Below are 18,402 nucleotides of genomic sequence, written 5' to 3'. Positions count from 1 at the left end.
TTTTAAGGTTATTACCAACCTGGATTTTGTTTTATTGCTCCGTTTGAAAGTACGATTTGTGACTGAGGTAATGCAAATAAACCGAGTGTCTCTGTTCTAAATGTTACATTAAATTGAGAATCACTATTTACATTGTCAATGGCAGCTTTAGCTGCAGCTGGACTTTGTCTGATTAAATCAAAGTAGCGTTGCCCTTCTAATGCAAGTTCTAATTGACGCTCCTTCATGATATTTGGTAAAGTTGCTGCAACACGGTGAGTAGCATTTTGGAAAGCACGATCACGAACGTTATCAAGGCAAGTTTTTGCAAAACCAGCATTTGTACCAAGATTAAGTTCAGCAGCCATTAGCAATACATCTGAAAATCGTATTACTGCATAATCTTCGACATTGTCAATTTGGAAATTTCCACCGTTAGCAGTTACGTCTGCAACTCCAGCTTCATTGGTAACCGGACAATATTTTTTCCAAGCGTATCCTGTATATTGACGTTGGTCTCTTTTATTTGGTGCCGGATCAAAATTCAATCCTTCTCCTGCAAAATTGATGATTGTAGCATCTCTACGAGTATCTCCAACTTCGTATGCATTATAAAGACTAGGAGTTACAGTAAGTCCGCCCCAACCATAAGCATATCGTCCTATGTTTCCACCACGTGGTGCAATTAATACTGATAAACGGTTTCCTTCGTGAAGATTCCAGTCTCCTTTACCACTTCCGTTATAGCGAATAGCCCATACCATCTCTGTATTACCTTCACCTGCATAATTTGCGAGTGAGGCAGCAAGCCATAGACGAGAATAATCTGCTATCAAAGCATGGCCACTATTGTTTACAACATCATTGATGCTAGTTATCGCTTCTGCTTTAGTAATTATGCCAGCCAAATCAGTTTTGTCATAATAATCCGTGTAGAATAAAAATGCTTTAGCGATGTATGCTTCTGCAGCCCATTTAGTAATGCGCCCGTAATTTGGGTTTCCTACTTGAGAATAATTTTCGGCACCTAAATTAGCAGCGGCAAATTTTAAATCATTGGCAATTAAAGCATAAGTAACTTCAGGAGCTACTCTAGGGGAATTAAATTCACTTGTGCTAATAGTATGATCAAGTGGAACAATATCTCCAAAAATTCTTGCTAATTCAAAATGGAAATGAGCTCTTAAAAAACGAGCTTCTGCCTCATATTTTGTTTTAAGTGCAGTGTCAGTACCCCAATTTACTTTATCCAAGTTTTCTAATAAAATATTGGCTCTGTATATTCCTTTGTAACACGTTTGCCAAACAACATTATTCATTTCTGGATCAGAGCTGTTTTTAAAACGATCCCAGTCTAAAACACCTATTCCGTCAGCAGTTCCAAAACCTCCAAAGCAATCATCTGAAGCTTCTTCAGTAATCATTTGGAATCCAGCCCAGCCACCTTCTTGTTGCAATACATCATATATTGAAACGAGTCCTTCAAGAGCATCTTTCGGAGTTCTGTAAAAATTTTCTGAAACTTTTTCAGTTACAGGTGTAGTGTCTAAAAAATCATTCGAGCAAGAACTTAATATTAATAGGGTTGATGCGGTAAATAGTTTAATATAATTTTTCATTTTTTTGATAATTAGAAGTTAACATTAAGTCCTATCATGTAGGTTCTTGGCTGTGGGTAGTACCCTACATCAATCCCTTTTGCCCATGATTGGTTTGTGTTTCCAAACCCAATTTCTGGATCCATTCCTTGATACTTGGTAAAAGTGAATAGATTGTTTGCGGCAACATATAATCTAAATTTTGAAAAGAAATTTAACTTGTCCGTTAGTTTCGTTAAATCGCAACCTAATGTAGCAGACTTAATTCTAAAGAAGCTCGCGTCTTGAACATATAAATCTGACATTTTGGTGTAATTTCCGTTTGCATCTGAACCATATGTAACTCTTGGAATAGAATTAGAACTTCCTTCTGTTGTCCAGCGATTCAAGATAGTGGTCGTGAAATTAGAGTAAGGACGTTCGATACTGCGAACTCCAATAACATTTTGGTTTCCTGAAACGCCATAGGTATAAATAGATAAATCAAAAGCTTTGTAAGATAGCTCCATGTTTAATCCATAAGTGAAATCAGGATTAGGATCCCCAATTTTAGTTTTATCAGTAGCATCAATCTTTCCGTCACCATTTAAGTCCACAAAACGAACATCTCCAGCTTGAGCGTTAGGTTGAACTCCCGCTGCAACTTCGGTTGCGTTTTGAAAAATACCATTTGTTTTTAGTCCGTAAAAATAACCGATTGGTTGTCCTACTTGTACGCGATTCATTTCATCTAAACCTTGAAAAAGAAGGTTAGAATCACCGTGGATTATGCCTTCAGAATTGGCAACACGAAGCACTTCGTTTTTATTATGAGATATATTTGCGTTTATAGAAAATGACCAGTCTTTTCCAAAATTAGTTCTATATCCTAATCCTAATTCAATTCCTTTGTTATTAACATCTCCACCATTAGTATAGGGAGGTGTAGCTCCAGCAATTTCAGGAATAGATGCTTGTACTAACCAGTCCTTGGTCGTTTTGTTATAATAATCGAATGTCAAAGTAAGGTTTGAAAATAATGTAGCATCAAAACCAAAGTCAGTTTGCTCAGATGTTTCCCATTTTAAATCTGGATTTGAAAGTGCATCCGGACTTGAACCTGTGTAAAGTGTTTCATTAGCACCTGTCCCAAAATGATAGTTTTTGTCATACGAGTTTATGGTAGACATGTATGCAAATCGTTTTGAAAACTGATCATTACCGTTTTGTCCCCAACTGGCTCTTATTTTAAGGTTTTTTATGATACTTTCTTTTGGAAAGAAATTTTCACGATCTACATTCCATCCGGCTGATACCGCAGGGAAATAGGCGTATTTATTATTAGACCCAAATTCAGAAGAACCGTCTCTTCTTATTGTTGCAGTGAATAAGTATTTATTGTCATAATCGTATAATAATCTACCAAAATATGATTGAAGTCTATAATCATATCTTTCTCCATTTACGGTGTTTGATGTTTTATCAGTTGCATTGCTTAAATAGGCATGGGTGAAATCATTGAAAGTTAGATTTTTACCTGTAGCGCCCATACTTTCTGAAGTATTTGACTTAGCAGAAGTTCCTAACAATACATCAAAATGATGGATGTCATTGATAGAAGCTTTATATTGTAAGGTGTTTTCCCATAACCATCCTAAACTTTTATTAGAACTTTGTGTAACACTTGAGATAAGATTATTATCAAAAAGTGTTTCATTATACACGGGTTTAAAAGAACGATAAGAACTGTCCGACATATCCACTCCAAAGCTAGTTTTGAATGTGAAATTTTTCATGAATTTTGCTTCCGCAAAAACATTTCCTACATAACGATTTATTTTATCTTCTTTGAAATTGTTATGATATAAAGAAGCTACCGGATTGAAAACATCAGCAGCAATAATTGAAGTGGCAAAACTTCCATCAGCATTATAAGCAGCGTCTAATGGAGATGCGTTTAAAAAACTTCTTATGCTATTATTGTATATACCTTGGTCAGAAACACCATTACCTTTAATATTAGCGAAAGAGAAATTTTCTCCAATTTTTAAATGATTTTCTATAACATCAGATGTAGTGTTAACATTGAATGTTATACGGTCATACTGTGATTGACTGTTTTGACTTCCTATAAGACCTTCTTGTCCATAATAAGATAATCCTGTAGCGATAGTAGATTTTTTATCACCACCCGTAATCATTAAGGAGTGATTTTGTTTTGTAGCTCCATTATTGAATAAATCGTTTTGCCAATCGTGATTAGGAAGTGCCGCTATTTGCGATGCAGTATACAAAGGTGTAAAACCAGAATTTACTCTTGCTTCATTCATGATAACAGCATATTCATTGGAGTTTAGCATGTCTAATTTTTTGGCAATCTGCTGGTATCCAGTATAGCTGTTGAAAGACACGCTCATTTTACCATCTTTACCTTTTTTAGTAGTCACTAATATAACTCCGTTGGCAGCTCTGGCTCCATAAATTGATGCTGCTGAGGCATCTTTAAGAATGTCGACTCTTTCAATAGAGGAAGGATCTAAGTACCCAATACCATTATCCACGACAACTCCATCTACAACATAAAGTGGAGCACTGTTTCCTGCGGTTCCCACACCACGTATGTTTACTACCATACCTGCTCCCGGTTGTCCAGAAGTCGAAGTGATGGATACTCCAGAACTTTGTCCTTGTAAGGCATTAACGACATCAAGACTGGCAACTTGTTGAATGTCTTTTCCAGTTACCAAAGAAGTAGCTGCTGTAGATACTTTTTTCTTCTGAGAGCCATATCCTATTACAACAACTTCTTTAAGATCTGCTGATTCCACTTGCATGGCAACGTTCACTACGGTTTGGTTTTTTACCGATATTCGTTGTGTTTTAAAACCCATAAAGCTGATTTTTAACACAGCATCGGATTCTGTATTAATTTGATATTTACCGTCAAAGTCAGTTGTGGTGCCTTTATTAGTTCCTTCTACTACAACACTTGCTCCGGGAATGCCCATGCCGTCGTTACTAGATGTTATCTTTCCGCTTACGGTAAGAGATCGCTGTTGTGCAAAACCTGATTGCAGCATAAATACACTGAATAGTAGCGACATACAAAAGGGAAGCATTGTCGATGTACAATATTTTCTTTTCATAATAATTAAGAATTGATTAATTTGGTTAGTTAATGGTAATTTTAATAGACTAATATGCGTTGGCAATAATTTGTTCAAATAATTCTTGTTTTCCACTTATTTGTTGAGGTTCTCCATTTGCACGTGCTATTTCGCTAAGTGCTTCCAAAGAGAGTTCTCCTTTTTCATACTTGGCTCCATTGCCACTGTCAAATGATCCGTAACGCTGTTCGCGTAGTTTTTTATAATTCGTATTTTGTAAAATATGATCTGCGTAGATAAGACCTCGGGCAAAAACATCCATTCCAGCAATGTGTGCAATGAACTTATCTTCTAAATCGGTAGAGTTTCTTCGTACTTTTGCATCAAAGTTTATTCCTCCACCTTTAATTCCACCACCTTCTAAGATGACTAACATGGCTTGGGTAATTTCATAAACATTGACAGGAAATTGATCGGTATCCCAACCATTTTGATAATCACCACGATTCGCATCAATACTTCCTAACATTCCGGCATCTACCGCAACTTGTAACTCATGTTCGAAAGTATGGCCTGCAAGAGTAGCATGATTTACTTCCAAGTTCAATTTGAAATCATCTTGAAGTCCGTATTTATTAAGGAACCCTAAAGTAGTCGCTGCATCAAAATCATATTGATGTTTCATAGGCTCCATAGGTTTTGGTTCAATAAGGAAAGTCCCTTTGAAACCTTGCTTGCGTGCATAATCTCTGCAAATAGTCAAGAATTGTCCCATGTGGTCTAATTCTCTTTTCATGTCGGTATTCAAAAGACTCATGTATCCTTCTCGACCTCCCCAAAAAACATAATTCTCACCACCTAAAGCAATAGTAGCATCAATTGCAATTTTGGCTTGAGCCGCAGCATGAGCAACCACATCAAAATTAGGATTAGTAGAAGCGCCATTCATATAACGAGGATTACTGAATAGGTTTGAAGTTCCCCACAACAGTTTAATTCCTGTTTCTTGTTGCTTAATTTTAGCATAAGCTACCAATTCTTGTACTCGGCTTTCAAACTCTGCCAAAGTTGGTGCTTCATCTACGATGTCCAAATCATGAAAACAGTAATATGGCAATCCTAGTTTGCTCATGAATTCAAAAGCTGCGTCCATTTTGTCTTTGGCTCTTAGAATTGCATTTTCATTTTTATCCCAAGAAAGTGTTTCTGTATTTGCACCAAAAGGATCTCCTCCCTTGTTGCATAGGGTATGCCAGTACGCCATAGAGAAACGCAAATGTTCTTTTAATGTCTTTCCTGCAACCACACGGTTTTCATCATACCATTTGAAAGCAAGAGGATTATCACTTTCTCTACCTTCAAATTTTATGGTATCGATGTTTTTGAAATAAGATTGTTTAGTTGTATTCATTATAGTTCTAGTTTAATATGATTTTTCCATTCTTGATATAGGTCTTGATATTGTGAAGTCAGCGAATGATTGGGTTCAATTCTTTCGATGCATTTCAACCCTTTAAAAGCTTCATCAAGGGAAGCATAAAATCCAAAACCATAGGCTGCGCCACGTGCTGCACCTTCGGCTCCGGAAGTGTTGTAGAGTTCTAAAGTGGTTTGTGTTGTATTGGTAAAAATTTCTCTGAAAACAGGGCTTAAAAACAAGTTTGCATTTCCAGCTCTCACAACATCTCCAGATGCTCCTACGGATTTCATGACATCAAAACCGTAATTCATGGCAAACACAATTCCCTCACAAGCTGATCTAATGAGGTGCCCGGATTGATGGATGTTAAAGTTTAAATTCTGAATCCCTGAATTGGCATTCTTATTATTAAAAATACGTTCAACACCATTCCCGAAAGGGTAAAAGCGAAGGCCTTTGCTTCCTACTTCAACTTTTGCGGCTTCAGCATTAAGGGTATCGTAAGCAATTAGATTTGCTCTGTCAACGGACATGATTTTTCGTAACCATTGGTATAAAATACCCGAACCATTAATGCAAAGCATCACCCCGTTATTTTTTTGAGATTCGGTGTTATTTACATGCAGGAACGTATTGATGCGATTTTCTTTGTCATATATATCCTTGTCGCTTACAGCATAAATTACGGCTGAAGTTCCAGCTGTAGTAGCTATTTCTCCCGGTTTTAATACATTTAGTGATAATGCATTGTTAGGTTGATCACCGGCACGATACGTTATTTTAGTGTTTTCATCAAGACCTAATTCTAAAGCTATATCTGGATGAACTGTTGCTTGGTATCCAAAATTGGGTACAATTTCAGGAATCATTTTCTCTGGAAGCCCCATTTCTTGAAGTATTTCAGTAGCTAAACCTCCTTTTGAAAAATTCCATAAAGCGGCTTCTGATAATCCAGAAGTGCTGATTTGTGGAATCCCTGAAAGTTTTGCGGCTATAAAATCGCCTGGAAGCATCATGTAGGTCGCTTTTTCAAAGACTTCTGGTTCATTGGTTTGAACCCATTTTAATTTAGAAGCTGTAAAATTTCCTGGACTTCCTAAAATTTGTTCTTGGCAGCATTCCTGTCCCATACGGTTGTAGGTCTCGTTCCCTATAGTTGCAGCTCTGCTGTCACACCAAATAATCGAAGGACGTACAGGATTCAATTTTTCATCGGTTAAGACTAATCCATGCATTTGATAAGCTATGCCAATTCCTGCTATTTGTTTTAAATCAATATGCTGTTTTGTTCCTAAAATTTGTATGCCATTCTTAACATTTTGCCACCAAGAATTAGGATCTTGCTCCGCCCAGCCAAATTTAGGCGCAATAATATCCATCTCAAATTCCGGAACAGTTACTGAACCAACAGTAATTCCTTTTTCGGGATCAAATACCGATAATTTTATCGAAGAGCTTCCTAAATCTATTCCTAAAAAATACATATTACTTGTTTTTAAGGGGTTGTATTTGTTGTTTACGTTTGCTTTTTTTAAAACTTCTAGTCAAATTAACTATATGCTTATGGTAAATTTGACTACAAGTGTAAAACATTTTTTTTATATTAACAATATTTTATGTTTAAAAATTTGTAATTGATAATTAATTGAGGGTATTATTATACATTTGCATCAAATAAGGGCAGTGTTATCTGATAAAAATTATTTTTTTTAAATTTTAGCTGCAAATGAATTTTTTAAAAATAATGTGTCAATAATTCCGTTATTTTTTTAAATATTTACAAAAAAGCATTCAGATCTTAAAACACAGAAAGAAAATAAATCTCATTTTTTAATTTTTTTCTATATTTCATTCAAATTTCTAGACTATGGTTGAAAAAAATACCGATACCGATTCCTTAAAAATTGTAGAGCAATCAGCCATGAATGCAATAACGATTGACTGTGTAATATTTGGTTTTGACAACGGAATTTTAGAAGTTCTTTTGGTGCAACATGCTGAAGGTATCAGTAAAGGAAAATGGGGGCTTCCGGGAGGTTGGATAAAAAAGAAAGAAAGTATAGATAATGCTGCCCATCGATTGTTGGGGGAACTTACAGGATTAGATAATATATTCTTAGAGCAATTGAAAGCTTTTGGAGATCCGGATCGTTTCCCGTTAAGAAGGGTTATTACAATTGGTTATTATGCTTTGATTAAAAGAGCAGATTATAATGTAAAGGCTGGTTTTACTGCTTCTGATGCGAAATGGTATAAAATTAATGAAATACCGGATTTGATTTATGACCACAATGAAATTTTAGATTACAGCTTAAAACAATTACGCAATAGAGTGCGTCAGGCTCCCATAGGTTTTAATCTTTTACCTGAAAAATTTACATTATTGGAACTTATGCATCTTTATGAGGAGGTTTTGGGAGTAGAGATGGATAAATCTAATTTTCGTAGAAAAATTCTGCACATGAAGTTACTGCTTGCTTTGGATGAAAAGCAACAAGATGTTTCCCATAGAGCAGCAAAGTTGTATAAATTTGATGCCAAAATTTATGAAAAATTAACTCAAAAAGGGTTCAATTTCGAGTTTTGATATCGCTTATAAAATCAATAAATGACATTCCCATCTTCTAAAAACAATACCAAAACTAATAGTATTCAAGATATCGATGGAATCACGATTGATTGCGTAATATTTGGATTTAACAAAGAAAGTCTTGAAGTTCTTTTAGTACAACATGCCGAAGGAGAAAGCATAGGAAAATGGGGGCTTCTTGGGGGGTGGTTACGAAAAGAGGAAAGTGCCGATGACGCTGCTCAACGAATATTGTATGAACTAACTAGTCTTGACAACATCTATTTAGAGCAATTGAAAGCTTTTGGAGATCCAAATCGAGTACCCGAAAGAAGAGTTGTAACCATTGCCTACTACACATTGGTAAACCGAGAAGATTATAATATAAAAGCCAGTCTTACCTTAAAGGAAGCTAAATGGTATAAAATTAACGACATACCAAATTTAATTTTTGACCACAACGAAATTTTAGACTTTAGTTTGATGCAATTACGCAATAGAGTACGTCAAGCACCAATAGGTTTTAACTTATTGCCCGAAAAATTCACTTTATTGCAACTCATGCATCTTTACGAGGAAATATTAGGAATCACATTAGACAAATCCAATTTTCGCAGAAAGATTCTACAGATGAAATTACTAGTCCCATTGGATGAAAAGCAACAAGATGTTTCTCATCGAGCTGCACAGTTGTATAAATTCGACTCTGAAATTTATGAAAAATTAACTCAAAAAGGGTTCAATTTCGAGTTTTGATCTAATTTATTTCTTAAAATCCAATCTGTTTTACTTATTAACAAATCCGAAAATTAACTTTTGTTACTTACTCGCATAAAAGCATATTGAGTAATTTTGTAAAATGTATGCTTTAGTCGACTGTAACAATTTCTACGCTTCTTGCGAAAGGGTTTTTCAACCTCAATTCGCAGGAAAACCGATTGCAATATTGTCAAATAATGATGGTTGTGTAATTTCCAGAAGCAGTGAAGCTAAAGCAGCTGGAATTCCAATGGGTGCGCCGGCATTTAAAATCAAGGAGCTGGTAAAAGAGAAAGGGGTAACGTTATTTTCTTCGAATTATGCCCTTTATGGTGATTTGAGTAATCGGGTGATGTCAATTTTAGGCCAATTTACGCCTAATGTCGAAATTTACAGCATTGATGAAGCTTTTCTTAATTTTGATGGTTTACAGGTTTTAGATTACCATGATTATGGCATTCAAATGAAAACCCGCATACAAAAATGGGTGGGAATTCCCGTTTGCATAGGTTTTGCACCAACCAAAGCATTATCAAAAGTAGCCAATAAAATTGCCAAAAAATTTCAAGACAGAACGCATGGTGTTTATGTAATCGATAGTGATGAGAAACGCATCAAAGCTTTGAAATGGACTAAAATTGAAGATGTTTGGGGTATTGGTTATCGAATGAATAAAAAGATGAAAGCTCGAAATATTACCACCGCTTTAGACTTTATAGCACCACAACACGAAGCTTGGATTAAGAAAGAAATGGGAGTTGTTGGTCTTCGGTTAAAATATGAATTAGAAGGAAAATCAGTTTTAGAATTAGAACCTCTTGTTGATCAAAAGAAAAGTATCGCGATTACCAGAAGTTTTCCAAAACAAATCTCTGATTTTGATTTATTGCGGGAACGCATTGCCACTTTTGCATCGGTTTGTGCTGAGAAATTACGGAAACAAAATTCTTGTTGTCATACGATTATAGTACTGCTAGTCATCGATAAACATACGGTACAAACTTCCAAATATTATTTTAATATGGCTATTACATTGCCTTTTGCAACTAATTCTACTTTGACAATTTCGAATACGGCAATTGATATCTTTAAGAAATTGTACAAAGGAAACGAGAATATAAAATTTAAGAAAGCAGGCGTTATTGTTACGGAACTTATAGATGAAAACAGAAAACAATTGCAGCTATTTGAGGAGGAAAACCCAAAACATTTGGAGTTAATGAAAGTGATGGATCGTCTTAATAACAAAATTGGAGATAAAAAAGTAAAATTGGCTACGCAAAATTTAAGCCTGACGTGGAATATGAATCAGAAGCATTTATCGCCAAAATACACTACTAATTTTAAACACATTCTCGAAATAAAATGTCATTAAACAAAAATCAAAAACTCACCTTTTTTCTGCCTGATTTTGAAAGTGACTTGAAAATCCCTTTCATGTCCGAAGGCGTTTCGGCGGGATTTCCCTCTCCGGCAGCTGATTTTATGGAGACGAATATTGATTTAAACAAAGAGCTAAGCGAGAATCCTTTGGCCACTTTTTATATCAAAGTCAAAGGGAATTCAATGATTGATGCGGGCATAAATGACAAAGATGTTCTTGTGGTGGATCGAAGCTTAGAACCGCAAAACAATAAAGTTGCCATTTGTTTTATCGATGGAGAATTTACGGTGAAACGCATTCAACTTGAGAAAGATTGTTTGTATCTCATGCCTGAAAATTCTAATTATTCTCCTATAAAAGTTACCGAAGAAAATCAATTGATCATTTGGGGAATCGTGACCTATGTGATAAAGAAGGTTTAAAACCAGTTACACATCGTCTTAAAAAAACGAATTCGCAGAAAGCTGATTTTTAGAAACAAAAAAACCTGCCCAAACTAATGGACAGGTTCTAATCTAAAATATAATTAGGTATTAAAGCGTATGTTTTGGATTAAATCCATCTTCACTTAATTCAGCATGAACATAATCGGCAACCATTTCCGCTTCATAATCTGTTTTTTCACCTTTTGAGAATTTGTGAATGATTTTTTCCATAATTTCATAAATTACAGGAACGACAATCAAGGTTAAGAATAACGAAGAAATTAATCCTCCGATAATTACCCAAGCCAAACCATTTTTCCATTCAGCTCCGGCACCAGATGCTAATGCAATAGGGAACATACCAAAAACCATCGCAATAGTTGTCATCAAAATTGGGCGAAGTCTCGCATGATTGGCCTGAATTAATGCCGTTCTTATTGATTCTCCTGCAGCTCTTCGTTGATTGGTATAATCGACTAGCATAATCGCATTTTTACACACTAAACCAATAAGCATAATTACTCCAAGGATGGTGAAAATATTCAAAGTGTTATTAGTTAACGCCAATGCTAACATTGCTCCGATGAACGAAAGCGGAATGGCAAATAATACCACAAATGGATGTACAAAACTGTCATATAAAGAAACCATTACCAGATAAACTAATACAATTGCTGCTAATAATGCAATTCCTAATGTTCCGAAACCTTCACTTTGGTTTTCTTGATCTCCACCCCAAATGTAGTTTACACCAGTTGGTTTTTCTAACTTGTCAAGCTTTTCTTGCCATTGCGTTACAATGGTTCCAGAAGCCACACCTACATTTTGACCTTGCACCGTTACCGAAGCAGTTTTGTCTCTACGTTCTAACTGACTTGGTCCAGAACCTTCCTTGATTGTTGCAAATTGGGATAATTTAATTTGCTGACCAGAAGAGTTGATGAAAATTAGATTACTAACATCTTCAATACTTTTTCTGTCAAAACTGTTGTATTTTATATTGATGTCATATTCGTATTCTCCTGCTCTGAATTTTCCATCTGTATTTCCAGAATAAGCAGTTTGCATTGTTCCACCTACTGTTTGTAAAGTAAGTCCAAGCGCAGCCATTTTATCTCTGTCAACTTGCACATTAATTTCAGGATTTCCATCTTCAACAGTTAGTTTAATCTCTGTTGTTCCAGGAATTGTTCTTAATTCAGCTTCTGCTAATTTGGCAAATTTCATGGCACTTTCTACATTTGGTCCCGTTACAACTAAACCTAAAGTAGCATTTTCAGCTGTTCCTAAAATACCAACCGGAACCGTTTTTACTTTGGCACCGACCAAAACTTTTTCTAGTTTTCGTTTCATTTTTGCCGCATAAACATTTGCTCCGTCTGTTCGATCTTTTTGTTCAATCATTTTTACATCAATCTCAGCTTTATAAGCCGTTGCTTGAGAAGCTCCCATACCTTCACTGGTTTGACCAACCGTTGTAATTTGACTGTGAACATATTCTTGCGTTTTTAAAAATGCTTCTGCTTTTTGAGTCATAAAGTTAGTTTGTTCTAATGAAGCATCTTTTGGCATTTCTATTTGAACTAAAAACTCACCACTATCTGACGCTGCAAAGAATTCACCACCAATAAAACCTCCACCAACTAATCCGATGGTTGATCCGAAAAAGAGAACCAAAACAATTGCTAAGGTAGTTTTGTAATGATCCAAAGACCATGTTAATAAACGGGAAATCCAGTTGATGAAACGGGTTAAATAGCTTTCAAATCCAAGGATAATTCTTCCGAAAAGATTTTTACCTTCAATATGTTCTAATTTTCCATAGCGAGAAGACAACCAAGGAATAATGGTAAACGAAGCTAGTAATGACAATAATGTTGAGATAATAACGGTTACACAAAACTGTGTAATAATGTTAGAAACCAAACCTGAACTCATGGCGATTGGTAAAAACACAACCACAATAACTAAAGTAATTGATACTACAGTTCCACCAATTTCAGCAGTTCCGTCATAAGCAGCACGAACACGGTTTTTACCCATTTCCATGTGCCTGTAAATATTTTCGAGGACCACGATGGCATCATCGACCAGAATACCTACTACAAGAGATAATCCAAGCAAACTCATTAAGTTTAAAGTATACCCCATCAAATAAATTCCAATAAATGTAGCAATTAATGATGCTGGAATAGAAACCATTACAATAAGCGAGTTTCTAATGCTGTGTAAGAAAAACAACATTACAAAGGCAACTAAAAGTACTGCAATCAATAAATCATGCACAACAGAATCAGCAGCTTCAAGCGTAAAAATGGTACTGTCTTTAGCTATTTGAAGTTCTAATCCATTTTTTTTATAATCGGTTGTAAGTTTATTAATGGTTTTAACCAGCTCCTCACTTACAGCAACCGCATTAGCATCAGATTGTTTAATGATTTGTAAAACAATGGCACTTTTTTGATCGACACGCGATATTTTTTCAGCAATTTTTTGAGTATCTTGAACATCTGCAACATCACCAAGTCGAACTTGAATTCCGTTTTGGGACGAGACTACTAAGTTCCTTAACTCTTCAACATTTTTATATTTCCCGGCTAAACGAATTAATATTTTTTGATCACGGGTTTGAATATTTCCTGTTGGAAAATCTAAATTAGAACTCAAAATAGTTTGTTGCACCTGCGGAACAGAAAGTCCGTAACCTTGTAGTTTTACTGCATCAAGATTAACTTGAATTTCACGTTCTTGTCCTCCAATAATATTTACTTGCGCAACACCTGCAACTCTAGAAAGAACCGGAGCTATTTTTTTGTCTATTAAGTCATAAAAAGCGGCTTCATCCATTTTTCCGTTGGCACCAATAGTCATAATTGGTAAATCGCTCAAAGAGAATTTGGATAACGAAGGTGCCTTGGCATCATCGGGTAAATCACTGATGATGGCATTTATTTTTCGTTGCGCATCATTCATCGAAATGTCCACTTTGGCTGTTGAAGTCAAAGAAATCGATACGATAGATAAACTTTCGTAGGATTTAGAATCAATTTTTTTGATATTTTCTAAAGAAGCAACGGCATCTTCAATTTTTTTGGTTACTGTGTTTTCTACCTCACTTGGCGAAGCACCAGGGTAAACGGTAGAAATTGTAATTACATTTTGTTCAAATTTTGGAATTAATTCGTAGCCCAAATTGCTATAACTAAACAGTCCACCAAGTATTAGAATTGCAAACAATACAATGACTAATGAAGGACGTTTTATGGATATTTCTGCTAATTTCATATATTTTTACTTTTAAAGGTTTAGATTAAAACCTATTTGATGATTTCCACTTTGCTTCCGTCTTGCAAGTTGATTTGTCCTGTAACAATTACATTTTCGCCATCAGATAATCCATTTAAAATTTCCACTTTATCGCCCAGAATTCTTCCCGCTGTAACTGTTTTTAGTTTTGCGGCTCCATTTTCAATTACAAAAATTTGGTTGCTGCTTACACTTCCAACAAAAGCATTTCTAGGAACAACCATTAATGATTGTTTTTGTTGGTTTGAAGCAAATGCTGCAGTTCCATACATACCTGCTTTCAAATCATTTGATGCATTGTTTGTAATTTCAATTTCTACTGGAAAATTCAAACTTTCATTTGCTTTAGCAGCAATAAAAGTTATTTTTCCTGAAAAAGATTTGTCTGGATAAACACTTGCAGTAACGTTAACAGGAGTTCCAACTTTTAAGCTTGCAACTTGGTTTTCGTTAACATTAACTTTTAATTTAAGTTTAGAAACATTTACAATATCAAATAAAGATGTTGCTGGCATTCCACTTAAAATAGAACCTGGTTCAATGTATTTTTTATTGATAAAACCGCTAATTGGCGCTTTAATTCTGGTATCGCCAACGTTTATATTTGCTTGTGTTAATTGCGCTTTTGCATTAACCATTGTCAATCTTGCCTGGTCTAATTGTTGTTTGGTAACACCACCAGTTTTGAATGCATTTTCGTATCTGCTGTAATCTGCAGCTGCATTTTGATAAGATGAATTTGCTGTTTGAGCGTTAACATTGATAACATCGCTTCTTACAATAGCCAATGTTTGTCCAACAGAAACATAATCACCTTCTTTAGCCAAAACGCTTACTACTTTTCCTGATTTTTCAGCAGAAAAAGTTAATTCTTGAATAGGTTCGAAATTTCCGTTTGAGGCAAAATCTAACGAAACCTCCTCGGTTTTTACCGTTTCAATTTTTACAGAAACTGCTGCATTTTTCTGAGCAACAATATCTGTTTTTTCTTTATTTTCTTTTTTATTGTTTGTTAAGATTACTGCGATGATTGCTATTGCGCCTAAAATAATTATTCCGGTTATTATATTTTTTTTCATGTTGTTAGTTGTTTAATAAAGTTTTTAATTCTCCTTTTGATTTGATTAATTGAATTTCAGCCAGTTTGTAATCTAATATTGCAGAAGTGTAATTGTTTTGTGCCTCTGTCAATGAATTTTCTGCATCCAATAAATCAGTTAAAGAAGCCAATCCTTGCATGTAATTATTTCTGGTGTTGTTTAAAACGTCTTGTGCTAATTGTGCATTTTCCTTTTGGTTGTTTATAGTAACGATACTGTTGTTAATTTGAATGTTTGCGTTTTCATAAGCTAAATCAAGACTTAATTTGGTGTCTTTTATGTCTTCCTTCAAGGATCTTAAATTAACATCTGCTTGTCTTACTTTTGCTCTAGTTGAAAATCCTGTGAAAATGGGCACTTTCAAATTCAAACCAATTGAAGAGTAATCAGACCAGTATACCCCATCGGCTGGTTTTGCTCCCCAAGGCATTTTTGGACCTTGACCAATATAATTGTAGCCTGCTGAAAGGGAAAGTGTTGGGTAGTATGCCGCTTCATCCGCTTTCTTTTGAAACATTAATAGTTGTTCTTGTTTTTTCAAAAGCAAATATTCCGTTCTGTTTGCCGTATTTGGTGCTTCAGAGAATGCTTGTGGTGTCACTTGAAATTCAGTCTGTGGGATACTGATTTTAGTTTCAATTGGCATCCCAATGTAAAATTTCAATGCATTTTCCTGTAATTGAACCGCATTTAAAATTTGTTGACGTTGTGTATTGATGTTCGAAATTTTCACTAAAATTCTGTCTAAGTCAATTTTTTTGGCAAGACCATTATCAAATTGTCCTTTAATTATGTTTTTCACTTTGGTAGTGTTCACATAATTACTGTCCAGAACATTTAATTTTTGTCTTTGAACATAGACTTGATAGTAGTTGTTAGCCACTCTTTCAATTACTTGCTCTTCTGTCAATTGATCATTTATCTGATAAAATTCTCTAGTTGATCTTGCGGCTTTCAAACCTGTAAAAACAGATTGGTCAAAAAGAGTTTGTGTCAAAGAAACACCCGCTGTTGAATTCCATTTTTGTCCAAAATTAAGTTTAACTGTAGTTCCGGGTTCACCACCAAAAGACCCTCCGTCGAGGAAAGTAGTTTGTAAAATAGGGTTGTAAGTCAAACCACCATTTGCAGAGATTTGCGGTAAAGCTTTGGAACGAACTTCTTGAATTTGATATTCGCTGTTTTCTACTTTAAGTTTGGCTTTTTTAGCATCTGCTTTATTCTCTAAAGCATAGGTAATCGCATCTTTTAGCGTTAACGATTTAATCTCTTGTGATTTTACAGAGATTGCAAAAATCAAGAAACTGGTTAAAATTATATTCTTCATTATATATTAGGTTTTAGTATGTGTTTTTCAAGTTCAATAATTCCTTTTGGCGTTGCCAAAGCTCTGGTATGGTATTCTAAAATTTCAAGTTCTATTTTTTGAGCTTCTTTTTCAGAACTTGTGGTTTCTTTAATGCTAAAAACGAGAAGATAATAAAACCGTACATAGCTTTCAATATTTACGTTTTCTCGATATAATCCTTGTTTAATCCCTTTCTCAATATTTTGTTTGAAAATAGTGTTACACTCGTCAATTTCTCTACACATTACCTTTTCATATATTTCTGGGTAATGCTTTTTTAATTGATATACCGGAGAAGTATCTGATGATTTAAACATTTCTTTAAATAATTTTCTTATCTCGAAATTTTCTTGAATTGCATTGTAATTTTTTAAAATAACATCGTCAATTATCTGGTGTATTTCTTTATGGATTGTTGCTGTGCTTTCCTCAATGAGTATTTCCTTATTACAAAAATACTTGTAAATCGTTTTTTTAGAAATGCACATTTCACCGGCAATATCATCCATGGTGATGCTCTTAAAACCTAGTTTTAAAAACATTTCACTTGCTTTTGATATAATTTTCTCTTTCATTTTGTTTATTCTTAACCTGTTACGGTTTGTTTTAATTTATAGAAATATGTTAAATTTCGAGTGCAAATGTAAGCAGGAAACTTTGAACACCAAAATAGTTTCCAATTATTTTGTAATTATTTAACATTTACATAAAAGGGTCTTAAACCGTGAATTCTAAATTTGCAATAAGTTTAATGTCTTGCCCTGTAGTTATGCCGCCAGTTTGAGTAAATGCATTTGATGTTAATCCAAAATCTTTGCGATTGATGTCTCCGGTTATTTCAAATGCAGCTTTTTGATCGCCATTATAAGCATTGATTCCTATAAATTCTGCATCCAGCTCAACAACCTTTGTGATGTTTTTGATGGTTAAATTTCCTTTCAAAAAATTAATGTTTTTGTTCACTTTTTGGAAAGAAGTAGACTTAAAGCTTATGATAGGATACTCATTTATATCAAAAAAATCATTCAGTTTTAAGTGCGAATCAATTTGTTCCAGTTTTGTATCGGTGTTGTTTACATCTAATGAAAATTCGATTGAAGCGTCTTCAATTTCATTATCTTGAATGTCTATATGCCCTTTAAATTTGTTAATAGTTCCAGCTAAATAGGCAATTATGGAATGTCTTATTTTAATCAAAACATCAGATTGTGTTGAATCAATTGTCCAGGTTGTTGTCATAATATTTTGGGTTTTATTTAGGTTTGTTTTTCATTTCGTAATGTTTTGAAATGATTGTAATTGAAATGTTAAATTTCGATGCAAATGTAGATAGGAAACTTTGAATACCAAAATAGTTTCCAATGTATTTATGATTATTTAACATTTCATTAAGAAACGTAGTTTGGAATAAAGAGTGAATACTGTAAA

At 34.6% G+C, this 18,402-nt stretch carries 13 protein-coding genes; 4 read left to right on the top strand and 9 right to left on the bottom strand.

What is annotated here, in order from left to right; translation table 11 throughout:
- Positions 1-11: 11 nt before the first annotated feature.
- From OA85_RS14005 to OA85_RS13990, 4 genes are read right to left on the bottom strand one after another with little or no spacing between them, the layout of a single operon-like run.
- Positions 12-1,598, bottom strand: coding sequence for a RagB/SusD family nutrient uptake outer membrane protein (locus OA85_RS14005; RefSeq protein WP_039110408.1), 1,587 nt, complete (start codon positions 1,596-1,598; stop codon positions 12-14).
- A gap of 11 nt (positions 1,599-1,609) precedes the next feature.
- Positions 1,610-4,702: a TonB-dependent receptor gene (locus tag OA85_RS14000; RefSeq protein WP_039110489.1), complete on the bottom strand. Its 3,093-nt coding sequence runs from the start codon at positions 4,700-4,702 to the stop codon at positions 1,610-1,612.
- 49 nt (positions 4,703-4,751) lie between these two features.
- Complete coding sequence (gene xylA / locus OA85_RS13995) at positions 4,752-6,074, bottom strand: xylose isomerase (RefSeq protein WP_039110407.1); 1,323 nt, start codon at positions 6,072-6,074, stop codon at positions 4,752-4,754.
- On the bottom strand, positions 6,074-7,567 hold the full coding sequence (locus OA85_RS13990) for a xylulokinase (RefSeq protein ID WP_039110406.1): 1,494 nt from the start codon (positions 7,565-7,567) through the stop codon (positions 6,074-6,076). The genes xylA and OA85_RS13990 overlap by 1 nt, the downstream gene beginning before the upstream one ends.
- 383 nt (positions 7,568-7,950) lie before the next feature.
- Between OA85_RS13990 and OA85_RS13985 the strand changes: the two genes are divergently transcribed.
- The 4 genes from OA85_RS13985 to OA85_RS13970 all read left to right on the top strand — a co-directional run bounded on the left by OA85_RS13985 (position 7,951) and on the right by OA85_RS13970 (position 11,217).
- Positions 7,951-8,670, top strand: coding sequence for an NUDIX domain-containing protein (locus tag OA85_RS13985; protein ID WP_039110405.1), 720 nt, complete (start codon positions 7,951-7,953; stop codon positions 8,668-8,670).
- 21 nt (positions 8,671-8,691) lie between these two features.
- Positions 8,692-9,408 carry an NUDIX domain-containing protein gene (locus OA85_RS13980; RefSeq protein ID WP_039110404.1) on the top strand — a complete coding sequence of 239 codons (717 nt, stop codon included), beginning with the start codon at positions 8,692-8,694 and terminating at the stop codon, positions 9,406-9,408.
- Positions 9,409-9,511: 103 nt separating this feature from the next.
- Complete coding sequence (locus OA85_RS13975) at positions 9,512-10,786, top strand: Y-family DNA polymerase (protein ID WP_039110403.1); 1,275 nt, start codon at positions 9,512-9,514, stop codon at positions 10,784-10,786.
- A complete protein-coding gene (locus OA85_RS13970) occupies positions 10,777-11,217 on the top strand; it encodes a LexA family transcriptional regulator (protein ID WP_039110402.1) in 441 nt (146 codons plus the stop codon). The genes OA85_RS13975 and OA85_RS13970 overlap by 10 nt, the downstream gene beginning before the upstream one ends.
- 111 nt (positions 11,218-11,328) lie before the next feature.
- Here OA85_RS13970 and OA85_RS13965 read toward each other — a convergent pair whose 3' ends face one another.
- The 5 genes from OA85_RS13965 to OA85_RS13945 form a co-directional block, all read right to left on the bottom strand.
- Positions 11,329-14,505: an efflux RND transporter permease subunit gene (locus OA85_RS13965; protein ID WP_039110401.1), complete on the bottom strand. Its 3,177-nt coding sequence runs from the start codon at positions 14,503-14,505 to the stop codon at positions 11,329-11,331.
- 32 nt (positions 14,506-14,537) lie between these two features.
- The gene (locus tag OA85_RS13960) at positions 14,538-15,605 is read right to left on the bottom strand and encodes an efflux RND transporter periplasmic adaptor subunit (RefSeq protein ID WP_039110400.1); all 1,068 of its coding nucleotides are present in this window, start codon (positions 15,603-15,605) and stop codon (positions 14,538-14,540) included.
- A 4-nt stretch (positions 15,606-15,609) separates the two neighbouring features.
- Positions 15,610-16,953: a TolC family protein gene (locus tag OA85_RS13955; protein WP_039110399.1), complete on the bottom strand. Its 1,344-nt coding sequence runs from the start codon at positions 16,951-16,953 to the stop codon at positions 15,610-15,612.
- On the bottom strand, positions 16,953-17,549 hold the full coding sequence (locus OA85_RS13950) for a TetR/AcrR family transcriptional regulator (protein ID WP_039110398.1): 597 nt from the start codon (positions 17,547-17,549) through the stop codon (positions 16,953-16,955). Before OA85_RS13950 ends, OA85_RS13955 begins: the two co-directional genes overlap by 1 nt.
- 142 nt (positions 17,550-17,691) lie before the next feature.
- Positions 17,692-18,213, bottom strand: a complete 522-nt coding sequence (locus OA85_RS13945) for a YceI family protein (protein WP_039110397.1) — start codon at positions 18,211-18,213, stop codon at positions 17,692-17,694.
- Positions 18,214-18,402: the final 189 nt, after the last annotated feature.

The sequence above is a fragment of the Flavobacterium sp. AED genome (assembly GCF_000812945.1).
In the GTDB taxonomy this organism is placed as follows: Bacteria; Bacteroidota; Bacteroidia; order Flavobacteriales; family Flavobacteriaceae; genus Flavobacterium.
The sequence above is the reverse complement of the archived record's forward strand: the minus strand, read 5'-3'. Positions and strand labels throughout refer to the sequence as shown.